Source organism: Bradyrhizobium sp. I1.14.4, assembly GCF_050435825.1.
Taxonomy (GTDB): Bacteria; Pseudomonadota; Alphaproteobacteria; order Rhizobiales; family Xanthobacteraceae; genus Bradyrhizobium.
This window is the reverse complement of the sequence record NZ_JBNDLA010000013.1, coordinates 157,719-168,052: the sequence shown is the minus strand read 5'-3', so window position 1 is coordinate 168,052 and position 10,334 is coordinate 157,719. Positions and strand designations below refer to the sequence as shown.

The 10,334-nt window shown below is 62.8% G+C and carries 11 protein-coding genes; 4 read left to right on the top strand and 7 right to left on the bottom strand.

Annotated elements, in window-relative coordinates; translation table 11 throughout:
- Nucleotides 1-109 precede the first annotated feature (109 nt).
- Complete coding sequence (locus ABIB78_RS24900; protein ID WP_429029226.1) at nt 110-1,234, top strand: hypothetical protein; 1,125 nt, start codon at nt 110-112, stop codon at nt 1,232-1,234.
- A 2-nt stretch (nt 1,235-1,236) separates the two neighbouring features.
- Here ABIB78_RS24900 and ABIB78_RS24895 read toward each other — a convergent pair whose 3' ends face one another.
- The 3 genes from ABIB78_RS24895 to ABIB78_RS24885 are packed head-to-tail and all read right to left on the bottom strand — an operon-like array spanning nt 1,237 to nt 4,122.
- A complete protein-coding gene (locus ABIB78_RS24895) occupies nt 1,237-1,827 on the bottom strand; it encodes a Smr/MutS family protein (protein WP_429029225.1) in 591 nt (196 codons plus the stop codon).
- The gene (locus ABIB78_RS24890; RefSeq protein ID WP_429029236.1) at nt 1,824-3,434 is read right to left on the bottom strand and encodes an MltA domain-containing protein; all 1,611 of its coding nucleotides are present in this window, start codon (nt 3,432-3,434) and stop codon (nt 1,824-1,826) included. Before ABIB78_RS24890 ends, ABIB78_RS24895 begins: the two co-directional genes overlap by 4 nt.
- Nucleotides 3,418-4,122 carry a Tim44/TimA family putative adaptor protein gene (locus ABIB78_RS24885; protein ID WP_429029224.1) on the bottom strand — a complete coding sequence of 235 codons (705 nt, stop codon included), beginning with the start codon at nt 4,120-4,122 and terminating at the stop codon, nt 3,418-3,420. Before ABIB78_RS24885 ends, ABIB78_RS24890 begins: the two co-directional genes overlap by 17 nt.
- A 420-nt stretch (nt 4,123-4,542) precedes the next feature.
- On the opposite strand from ABIB78_RS24885, the gene secB reads away from it, so the two are divergent.
- Nucleotides 4,543-5,031, top strand: coding sequence for a protein-export chaperone SecB (gene secB, locus ABIB78_RS24880; RefSeq protein ID WP_429029223.1), 489 nt, complete (start codon nt 4,543-4,545; stop codon nt 5,029-5,031).
- Nucleotides 5,032-5,049: 18 nt separating this feature from the next.
- On the opposite strand, the gene dnaQ is transcribed toward secB, so the two are convergent.
- The 4 genes from dnaQ to ABIB78_RS24860 are packed head-to-tail and all read right to left on the bottom strand — an operon-like array spanning nt 5,050 to nt 7,930.
- Complete coding sequence (gene dnaQ, locus ABIB78_RS24875; protein ID WP_429029222.1) at nt 5,050-5,772, bottom strand: DNA polymerase III subunit epsilon; 723 nt, start codon at nt 5,770-5,772, stop codon at nt 5,050-5,052.
- Between the two features lie 27 nt (nt 5,773-5,799).
- The gene (gene coaE / locus ABIB78_RS24870) at nt 5,800-6,399 is read right to left on the bottom strand and encodes a dephospho-CoA kinase (RefSeq protein WP_429029221.1); all 600 of its coding nucleotides are present in this window, start codon (nt 6,397-6,399) and stop codon (nt 5,800-5,802) included.
- A 47-nt stretch (nt 6,400-6,446) separates the two neighbouring features.
- Nucleotides 6,447-7,055 (bottom strand): Maf family protein, encoded by a 609-nt coding sequence (locus ABIB78_RS24865; RefSeq protein ID WP_429029220.1) that lies wholly within the window; start codon nt 7,053-7,055, stop codon nt 6,447-6,449.
- A gap of 38 nt (nt 7,056-7,093) precedes the next feature.
- Nucleotides 7,094-7,930 carry a pyruvate, water dikinase regulatory protein gene (locus tag ABIB78_RS24860; protein ID WP_050627995.1) on the bottom strand — a complete coding sequence of 279 codons (837 nt, stop codon included), beginning with the start codon at nt 7,928-7,930 and terminating at the stop codon, nt 7,094-7,096.
- A gap of 449 nt (nt 7,931-8,379) precedes the next feature.
- Here ABIB78_RS24860 and hemJ point away from each other — a divergent pair, with 449 nt between their 5' ends.
- Together hemJ and rho are read left to right on the top strand one after the other, a co-directional pair.
- The gene (gene hemJ, locus ABIB78_RS24855) at nt 8,380-8,802 is read left to right on the top strand and encodes a protoporphyrinogen oxidase HemJ (RefSeq protein ID WP_429029219.1); all 423 of its coding nucleotides are present in this window, start codon (nt 8,380-8,382) and stop codon (nt 8,800-8,802) included.
- Between the two features lie 254 nt (nt 8,803-9,056).
- Entirely contained in the window at nt 9,057-10,322 is a 1,266-nt protein-coding gene (gene rho, locus ABIB78_RS24850; protein ID WP_021078151.1) for a transcription termination factor Rho, read from the top strand.
- Nucleotides 10,323-10,334: the final 12 nt, after the last annotated feature.

The window sequence follows — 10,334 nt, the reverse complement described above, 5'->3', positions numbered from 1 at the left end:
GGATGCAAGCGATCCGATCTACTCAAAAAGCTCTTGTGCCACGGGGGCCGTCCACATATGGGTCCCGGGTCGCGCTCCGCTTGCCCGGGACGACGTGAGTGGGCGATCGATGAATCTGCGAGTCTGGCAAAACCCCTGGCGCCTGATGCTGGCCGTCAATGCGGCCGTGCTGGTCGGGGTGTTCCTGCACAAGATCGCGCTGCCGCCCTTTGTCCCCTACATCCACCTGCTGGTCGACTATCACTACGGCTTCACCAAGCGCGCGCTGATCGGCGCGATCGTGTCGCTGTTCACCGACAAGGTGCCGGTGTGGCTGGTATTCGCGCTGGCCGGCGCCATCTGGCTGGTCACGCTCGGACTGTTCGTCAAACTGTTTCACCGGACATTCGGCTTCGACGACGCGCATTGGCCGCTGTTCGTCTTCACCGCGGGATCGCCGTTCTTCCTGAAGAATTTCATGCACACGCTCGGCCATTTCGACATCTATGGCTGTGCGCTGGCTATCGTGCTGCTGCTGATCCCGGCGCGCTCGGTCGTGTTCGTGCTGATTGCAGCGCTGTTCTCGATCGTGCTGATTCTGGTCCATCACATCAACGTGCTGATGTATGTGCCGACCATCGCGGCGATCGTGGTGCTGCGCTTCTATCTGGTGCAGGGCGTGACATTGCGGAACGCCGTCTTCGGCATCGCGGCGCTCGGCGCAGTCGGCATCCTCTTCCTGGTCGCGCAGTTCGCGGGCACGGTCGACGTGCCCTATGACGAGTTCATCCGTCATCTGCAAAGCCGGATGGCCGATCCGTCACGGACCGACCTGCTGGCTTTCGGCTACATCTGGTACCAGCCGCTGTCGAAGGAGTTCGCCGACACCTGGGCGCGCATGCCCTCGAACATCCTGGGCGTGCCGGCGTTTGCGCTGCTGATCTGGCTGCACATGCCGCTGTGGCGCTATTTCGCGCGGCTGACCGGCGCGCTCGCGAGTGAGTTGCATCGGCGGATCGTCGTCGCGACGCTTGTCATGATCAGCGCCGGCTATCTCGTGATGTTCGTGACGGTGTTCGACTATTCGCGCTGGATCTCGAACTGGGCGGTCTGCATGTTCCTGATCCTGCACGCCGTGAAGATGCTGCCGGCGTCGAAGGAGGCGCCGCTGATCTCGTCAGACGATCGCAAGACGACGATCCTCGGCTGGATCGTGACGCTGATCCCGCGCGTCGGGATCGTCAGACCGTTTTAGGTTCAGCGCGCGCGCCGGATGCGCACATAGAGGGCGCCCTTGCCGCCATGGCCGATATGCGCTTCCTCGAAACCGACGACCAGCGAGCGGAATTCCGGCAGGCTGAGCCATTCCGGCACCTGGCGGCGCAACACGCCGCGCTCGGAATCGAGGTCACCGACCTTGCCCTTGCCGGTGATCACGAGCACGAAGGTAAGCCCGTCGCTGTGCGCGCGTTGCAGGAAGGCGAACAGCACACGATGCGCGCGCGTCTGCGTCATGCCGTGCAGATCGAGCCGCGCATCGATCTCCTGCCGGCCGCGCGACAGTTTTGCGCGCTCGCGGCGGCCAATCGGCGCCAGGGGCGGCACCTGCGGGCGCGGCGCCGGCGCGGCCTTGGCCGCGGTGACCGCCTTGACCGGGATGGGTTTGGCCGCGGCGTGACGGGTGGCCTGATCAGAGGCGCCGGCGTGGGCTTTCGCAGCGGCCGGTCGCTTGCGCAGCGGCTTGACTTGCTTGGCCACGCTTTCCCAGAGCGCACGCTCCTCTTCGCTCAGCGCACGCTTGCGCCGCGATGGAGCGGACAGATCGGGGACCGGCGCGGGACGTTTCATTGATAGCGGTGTTGGCGATAGCGCCGGGTGCGCCGCTTCTCCGGTTGCGGAATGTCAGGCCGGGCTGCCGGCAACGGCACTGGTTCTGCCACGGGTGCGGCCTGCGCAACAGGGGTTGTTGCTGCTTGCATCGCGGGCGATGCATCCTTCGCGGGCGGGCTCTTGGCGACACTATTGCGCGCGTCTTTCCCCGTGCCCTTGGCGACGGTCGCTGTCGGCAGATCCGCCGGCTTGGCCTTCTGCGGATCGGTCTGCGGAAACAGCTTGGCGATCTTGGCCGACGGCCGCTCGTCCGGAATCGGCAGCTTGTGGCCGCGCGCGACGGGGTCGAGACCCTTCGGCACCAGCATCACGAACTGCATATTGTGCCGCAGCCGCCCCGAGACCTTTCCGGCGTCTGCGCCGGCGCCGAAATAGAGATCGGCGCGCGCCGGGCCGACGATCGCCGATCCGGTGTCCTGCGCGATCATCAGCCGGTGGAACGGCGTCCTGGACTGCTCGGATTCAATCGGCAGCTCGCCCGCGATGAAGAACGGCGTGCCATAGACATGCAGCGCCTTGTCGACCGCGATCGAGCGGCCCGGCGTTAGCGGCACGCCCTGCGCGCCGACGGCCTCGTCCTTGTCGGACAGCGGAACCTCTCGGAAGAACACGTAAGCGCGGTTCTGGCGCCGCAGTTCCTTGGCGCCGTCGGGGTTCTGTTCCATCCACTCCCTGATCTTCTGCATCGACATCTGGTCCTTCGGGATGATGCCGCGGTCGATCAGGACGCGTCCAACCGGCGTATAGGGATAGCCATTATGCGCGTCGTAATTGATGCGCAGCGTGGTGCCGTCATCGAGCTTGATCCGCGCCGAGCCCTGGATCTGCGCGAACAGCAGATCGGTCTGGCTTTTCAGCCAGCAGATCTCGAGCCCGCGGCCGGCGATTGCGCCGTCCTCGATCTGGCCGCGGTCGTAATAGGGCACGAGCTTGCGCCGGCCGATCTTGCGATACACGGGACCGCTGTTGGGCAGGCCGACCGAATTCTGCGTCTTGCCGCGCACGAACAGGTTGGACGGGCGGCGATAGACCGGAACGTTGTAGACGTCGGTCTGGGTCCGCGAGCCATCGAGCACAGGCTCGTAATAGCCGGTGACGAAACCGGCGTCCTCGCCGAGCCGGGAGATGCGCAGCGGCACAAAATTCTGCTCGAAGAATTCCCTCGCCCTGTCATTTCCCTTGGCACCGTCGCCGAGATCGAGTCCCTTGGCGATCCGGCAGGGATCGCGCAGCGAACTGCCGAGCGCTTTCGAATCCGCCGGCGCACCCTGCTGGGCCGCGATCGGCTTGCAGCTCGTGCGAAACGCCTTGTAGGCGGCGAGATGATCGTCATCGTTCCAGCCGGAGACGTTGGCCCAGGCGAGCGGCTCATACTGGCTGCCGCTGAGCTGCAGCGGCAATTCCAGATCGGGATAGGGGATCGGGTGGGTATGCTCGTGTCGCGGCGGAGGGTGCCGGCTCGACCTGTAGCGCGCGGCGATCGCCGCCGTGGAGCACAGCACCGCGAGCGCGCAGCACGCGACCGCGAGGCGCCCGTAGCTAAGATGTTTAGTGAGCGCTTCCAGTACCAACCAGCTTCCAGTTCGGATCGCGGGAAGTCGAGTCGCGGGCGAATGTCCAGATGTCGGTGATGTCGGCGACCTTGTCCGGGCTGCCGTCGACAATGGTGCCCGTCTTGTCGCGCGTGACCGAGATCATCTGCGACACGAAGCGGACGGTAAGCTGGGTCGAACGATCGCGCGTCTCCGCGCTGACGATCTCGGCCTTGTCGATCGAGACGAACCGCGTCTCGGTCTTCTGCTCGTGCTTCTCGCGATCCTTGATCGCGGCCTCGAAGCTCTCATAGACCTCACTCGACAGCAGGTCCCGCAGCGCGCGGCGATCGCCGTTGGCGAAGGCCAGCACGATCATTTCATAGGCCGAGCGAGCACCTGAGAGGAAATGCCGCGGATCGAACGAGGAATCCTGGGCAACCACCGTGTCGAGACCCTGCGCCAGCGGCGTGCCGGGTTCGGCGATGCCCTTCCAGCGTTCCGTCGGTTCGACCGGCTCGGCGGGCGCGGCCGAGGCCGGCTGGTCGATCACCGATCCCGGGATCGGAACGACGTTGTTATCCTGACCGCGCTGCACGACGTTGGGGGCAGCACGATCATACGGTGGCCGCTCGCTTCCCGTGCGCTGACCGAGAACGCTGCGCAGGCGCAGGAAGATGAACACGGCCAGCGCCAGGAAGATGATGGTGTAGATATCCACGTCGAATTCGCTTTCTGGTCTCTGCCGGCAACGGGCCGGGCATCAAAGCGTTCCCGGTCGGGAACGGCAGAGATTGCATCGCCGATCGAGTCCGCAGCATGTAGGCACGAAACTATGCCCGGCCAATGGCGCTTTTTGGCACGGGCAAGTGTAGCGCGTTTTGACCCCGGGGGGAAACCCGTTCCTGCCTGGAAATCGCGCATCTTCAATAATTTAGGAAGCCGTTAAGAGATTGGGCGGGGTTGCGCTCACCACCCCATCGCCGGGAGATTTGGTCGCAGGCCGCCGGGATGCGCCCGCTCGTCGTCCTTGTGGACCGAGCCGGGCGTATGATAGCCACTCGCCGGCATCGGCATTCCCAACACCTTAACGCGTGCCGTCGGACATTCTGTTCCGAGCGCCGCTCCAGGAGACATTTTCATGACCAATGGCAACGGCGCCCCCGTCGAACAGGCCGCTCCCCAGCTCAACGTGCTGGCGCAGTACACCAAGGATCTGTCGTTCGAGAACCCGAATGCGCCGGCTTCGCTCGGCCAGCAGCAGCAACAGCCGGCGATCAACATCCAGATCAACGTCTCCGCCAACAACCTATCGGAAAATGAGTACGAGGTGATCCTCTCTGTCGAGGGCAAGGCCGAGACGGCAGGCAAGGTGATGTTCAGCTTCGATCTCGCCTATGCCGGCGTCTTCCGGATCGTGAATGTGCCGCAGGAGAACCTGCACCCGCTGGTTATGATCGAGTGCCCGCGGCTGCTGTTCCCGTTCGCGCGCGAGATCGTCGCGACCTCGGTTCGCGACGGCGGCTTCCCGCCCCTGCTGCTCGACCCCGTCGATTTCGTCGGTCTCTACCGCCAGAACATGGAGCGGCAGGCGGCCGCCCAAGCCGCCTCCGGCGTCAAGCCGAGCTGATCCGGAAAGCTTTGAGCCCTACGCCGCCGGTGCTTCAGCAGGCGCTGGCGGCGGCAGGTAATCGTTCCAGATCGGCTTGTCGCCGAGCGTGGCGACGAAGGCCCTGTGGGCTTCTCGATCCGCGTCGCTGACCCGCGCAAGCAGCGGGGTCTCGCGCTGACGCCGCGGCGTATCGCCATGGCTGCCCGCGCGCGCATTCGACGTTTCCGACGCCAGAATGAGCTGCGACTGCCGCGCGCCGATCAGGTCGATATAGACCTCGGCCAGCAGCTCGGCGTCGAGCAAGGCGCCGTGCTTGGTGCGGCGGGAATTGTCGATCTGATAGCGCGAGCAGAGATCGTCGAGCCGATTCGACACGCCGGGATGCTTGCGTCGCGCCAGCAGCAGCGTATCGACCAGCCGGTCCTTCGGGATCACCTGACGCTTGATGCGGTCGAGCTCGGCGTTGATGAAGCTGATATCGAACGACGCGTTGTGGATCACCAGCGGGGTATCGCCGACGAAGGCCAGGAACTCGTCGACCACTTCATGGAACAGCGGCTTGCTGGCCAGGAACTCGGTCGACAGCCCGTGCACGGCGAACGCTTCCGCCGGCATGTCGCGTTCGGGATTGATGTAGACGTGGTAAGTCTGCCCCGTCGGCATGCGGTTGAAGATCTCGACGCAGCCGATCTCGACCAGCCGGTCACCGCGCAGCGGATCGAGGCCTGTGGTTTCGGTATCGAGAACGATTTCGCGCACGTGAGGGAATCCGAAAAAGCGGGCGAATCAGGCGCGCCGCTTCGGCATCTTAGCAACCTCGGCCAGAATGTCGCGGATGCGCGCCCGCACCGGATCAAGTCCGTGCGAGGTATCCACTATGAAATCCGCGCGTTTGCGCTTCTCGGCGTCGGGCATCTGCTTGGCAATGATGGCGTCGAGCCTGGCCGCATCCATGGTGCCCCGCGCCAGCACGCGCTCGCGCTGCAGTTCCGGCGAGGTGGTGACAACGACGACGGCATCCACGCGCTTCTCGCCGCCGGTCTCGAACAGCAGCGGCACGTCGACGACGACGATCGGCGCACCTGCGGCTTCCGCATCGGCAAAGAATTTCTGGCGCGACGCGCCGAGCATCGGATGCACGATTTGCTCGAGCTGTTTCATCGCCGCGGCGTCATGGACCACGCGCGCCGACAGCTTTGCACGATCGACCTTGCCATCGGCGGTCGTACCGGGAAAGGCGGCCTCGATCGCCGGCGCGGCTTCGCCTTCGTAGAGCTGATGCACGGCCGCATCGGCGTCGTACACCGGCACGCCGGCCTCCATGAATAGCTTGGCGGTGGTGGATTTCCCCATCCCGATCGAGCCGGTCAGTCCCAGAATCAGCATTGGATCAACATCGGTTCAGCATCTCTCCGTCGCCATGCCTCGGCACCTCATACCGCGAGCAGCGTCTCACGGCGCAGGAATGCAAGCAGCGACAATAGCGGCAGGCCGAGAATGGTGAAATGGTCGCCTTCGATCCGCTCGAACAGATGCACGCCGAGGCCCTCGAGCTGGTAGGCGCCGACGCTGGTCGTTACCGCCTCCCCGGCCTGATCGAGATAGGTCTCGATCTCGCCGGCAGCGAGCCGCCGCATCGTCATCCGGGCCACGCTCACATCGTCAAACAGGGCTTTGCCATCGCGCGCGACTGAGACGGCGGAATGCAGCTCGTGGGTCTGTCCGGCAAGCAGGCCCAACTGCTCGGCAGCCTGCGCACGGCCGGCAGGCTTACTGAACATCCGCGGCCCCAGCGCCAGCGTCTGATCGGCGCCGACGACATATTGGCCGGGTTTCTGCCTAGAAATGAACAGCGCCTTCTCGCGCGCCAGGAGCGATGCAATCTCGCCCGGCGCCGAAAGGCCGGAATTTTTCTGCACAGCGCGTTCGTCGATATCGGCCGGCAGCGCATCGAAATCGAGCCCGGCGTTTTCGAGCAGCATCTTCCGCGCGCGGCTTTGCGACGCAAGGATCAGTTTTTGTGGCCCGCGCCAGATGCTCATGACCTAGTGCTCAAGACTTGATGCTCAAGATTTGGCGATCATTCCGACGGCCGCGCGCGCTGGCGGTCGTTATAGAGCTTCATGATCGCAGCGGCCGTCTCCTCGATCGAGCGACGCGTCACGTCGAGCAATGCCCAATTGAATTTCGCGCTCAGGCGCCGCGCAAACGCCACCTCGTCGGCCACCGCCTGCTTGTCGATATAAGTGTCGTTGTCGCGGTCGCCCATGGTGAGCAGGCGATTCTGCCGGACCTGGATCAAGCGCTCCGGCGTCGCATGCAGGCTGACCACCAGCGGCTTCTTCAAGGTCTCGAGCTGGTGCGGCAGCGGAATGCCCGGCACCAGCGGCACATTCGCGGTGCGGATGCCGCGGTTGGCAAGATAGATCGAGGTCGGGGTCTTCGATGTGCGGGACACGCCGACCAGAACGACATCAGCCTCCTCGAGGCCTTCGACGTGCTGACCATCGTCATGGATCATCGTGTAATTCAGCGCGTCGATCCGGCTGAAATATTCCGCGTTTAGCACATGCTGCGCACCGACACGCCCGGTCGTCGCAGCCCCCAGATACGCCTCGAACAATTGCATCACCGGCCCGATGATCGACAGGCTTGGAACATTGATTTCCTTGCACTTGCCCTCGAGCCGGCCGACCAGGTCCTTCTCCAGCAGCGTGAACAGGACGATCCCTGGCGATTCCTCGATCTCGTCGAGCACGCGATCGAGTTGCTTCTGGCTGCGCACCAGCGGATAGACATGCTCGACCGCGGTCACGTTGGCGTATTGCGCGGCGACCGCGCGCGCCACGGTGATCAGCGTCTCGCCGGTCGAGTCCGACACCAGATGCAGGTGGAAATAATTGGAAGTCGTCGGCACCGGAACCCCTGTCTATCCTGTGAATCCATGTGGAGGTCGAGGAGGAGAATCCGGGTCCGCCGCCAGGCTCCTGTATATCTCGCCCCTTTCTTCACAGCACTCCGCAAAAGGATAATTCGACGTCGTGGGCCCGAATGATAGTGAACCAGTGTGGATTTGTCTCTTCATAAGCTGGCCACAGACCAGCGCAAGCAATTGAGTTGAGCGACGGATTCCCGACATCCGGCCCTGCCGGCAGGAATGTTGAGAGATGTGAACAAGCCCGCAAGAACGACTGGATCGTTTTGCATGAGTCAAATTCACGGCCAATAAGACTCAAACCTTAGATTCTAAACTTAATTAAGTTTAGGAAAGCCGTGTGTGCGGATATGTATCGGTCCCTCACTTGCAGGGCTTTGCTCGCAACGCTGAGACCGGCCGAGCTATCTTCCCTGAAAGGCAACCCCGCGATGTATGACTGGATCAAGGCGCTGCACATCATTGCCGTCATCTCGTGGATGGCCGGAATGCTCTATTTGCCGCGGTTGTTCGTCTATCATTGCGAAGCTGAAGCCGGATCGAAGCAGTCCGAGACTTTCAAGGTCATGGAGCGGCGGCTTTTGAAGGCGATTATCAACCCCGCGATGATCGTGACCTGGCTGGCGGGGCTTTATCTGGTCTGGGCCGGACACTGGTACCTATCGGGCTGGTTTCACGTCAAATTTACGCTGGTGGTCATCATGTCGGGTATCCACGGCTTTTTGTCCCGCTGCGTGAAGGATTTCGCCGCGGACCGGAATCAGCGAAGCCAGAAATTCTACCGCATTATCAACGAGGTGCCGACGCTTTTGATGATCCTGATCGTGATCATGGTCGTCGTGAAGCCGTTCTAGACATTGCAATGCTCAAGACGCATGCTTCAGTCCTTCTTGCGAAGGACGGATCGATTTTCTATATAGGCTTTATCCCACCCCACGCAGGCGGATGTGGTCGCGTTCCGGTTCTTTTCGGACCGGCGCCGCATCAGGTTTGAAAGCCCAAACGGCACCTTTCCTGGCTGAGACCTGCGGACCTTCCCTTTGGCGTCCGCTTTTTCCAAAGCCACCTCGCACCCCTTCCCTACTTACTTCCTCACAGGACTACCCCAATGCGGGAAATCAAACTCCAGGACCTCAAATCGAAAACGCCGGCCGAGCTCGTCTCGTTTGCGGAAGAGAATGGGGTCGAGAATGCCAGCACCATGCGCAAGCAGGAGCTGATGTTCGCAATTCTCAAGCAGCTCGCGATCGCCGAGACCGACATTATCGGTGAAGGCGTTGTCGAGGTGCTGTCCGACGGCTTCGGCTTCCTTCGTTCGCCTGATGCGAACTACCTGCCCGGCCCCGACGACATCTACGTTTCGCCGTCGCAGATCCGCCGTTTCGGCCTGCGCACCGGGGACACGATTGAAGGCCATATTCGCAGCCCGAAGGAAGGCGAACGCTATTTCGCGCTGCTGAAGGTCAACACCCTCAATTTCGAAGACCCGGAAAAGTCGAAGCACAAGGTCAATTTCGACAACCTCACGCCGCTGTTTCCCAATCAGCGTTTCCGCATGGAGCTTGAGGATTCCACCAAGAAAGACCTGTCTGCCCGCGTGATCGATATCGTCGCGCCGATCGGCAAGGGCCAGCGCGCGCTGATCGTGGCGCCACCGCGCACCGGCAAAACGGTGCTGATGCAGAACATCGCGCACTCCATCACCGCCAATCATCCCGACTGCTATCTGATCGTGCTTCTGATCGACGAACGTCCGGAAGAAGTCACGGACATGCAGCGCTCGGTGAAGGGCGAGGTGGTGTCGTCGACCTTCGACGAACCCGCCGTGCGTCACGTCCAGGTCGCCGAGATGGTGATCGAGAAGGCCAAGCGGCTCGTCGAGCACGGCCGCGACGTCGTGATCCTGCTCGATTCGATCACGCGCCTTGGCCGCGCCTACAACACCGTTGTGCCGTCATCCGGCAAGGTGCTGACCGGCGGTGTCGATGCCAATGCGTTGCAGCGCCCGAAGCGATTCTTCGGTGCGGCGCGCAACATCGAGGAGGGCGGTTCGCTGACCATCATCGCGACCGCGCTGGTCGATACCGGCAGCCGCATGGACGAAGTCATTTTCGAAGAGTTCAAGGGCACCGGCAACTCCGAACTGATCCTCGACCGCAAGGTCTCGGACAAGCGGACGTTCCCGGCGATCGACATCGCGCGCTCCGGCACCCGTAAGGAGGAACTCATCACCGATCCGCAGGTGCTGAAGAAGATGTACGTTCTGCGCCGCATCCTCAATCCGATGGGCACCATGGACGCGATCGACTTCCTGCTCGACAAACTCCGGAACACGAAGAGCAACTCGGAATTCTTCGATTCCATGAACACCTGAGGCCACGGCCTA

Bases quoted from the DNA above. Each gene is read 5' to 3' on its own strand.
- secB (WP_429029223.1), top strand. From the start codon at position 4,543: ATGACCAATGGCAACGGCGCCCCCGTCGAACAGGCCGCTCCCCAGCTC.
- hemJ (WP_429029219.1), top strand. From the start codon at position 8,380: ATGTATGACTGGATCAAGGCGCTGCACATCATTGCCGTCATCTCGTGG.
- ABIB78_RS24900 (WP_429029226.1), top strand. From the start codon at position 110: ATGAATCTGCGAGTCTGGCAAAACCCCTGGCGCCTGATGCTGGCCGTC.
- coaE (WP_429029221.1), bottom strand. From the start codon at position 6,399: ATGCTGATTCTGGGACTGACCGGCTCGATCGGGATGGGGAAATCCACC.
- rho (WP_021078151.1), top strand. From the start codon at position 9,057: ATGCGGGAAATCAAACTCCAGGACCTCAAATCGAAAACGCCGGCCGAG.
- ABIB78_RS24865 (WP_429029220.1), bottom strand. From the start codon at position 7,055: ATGAGCATCTGGCGCGGGCCACAAAAACTGATCCTTGCGTCGCAAAGC.
- ABIB78_RS24895 (WP_429029225.1), bottom strand. From the start codon at position 1,827: ATGAAACGTCCCGCGCCGGTCCCCGATCTGTCCGCTCCATCGCGGCGC.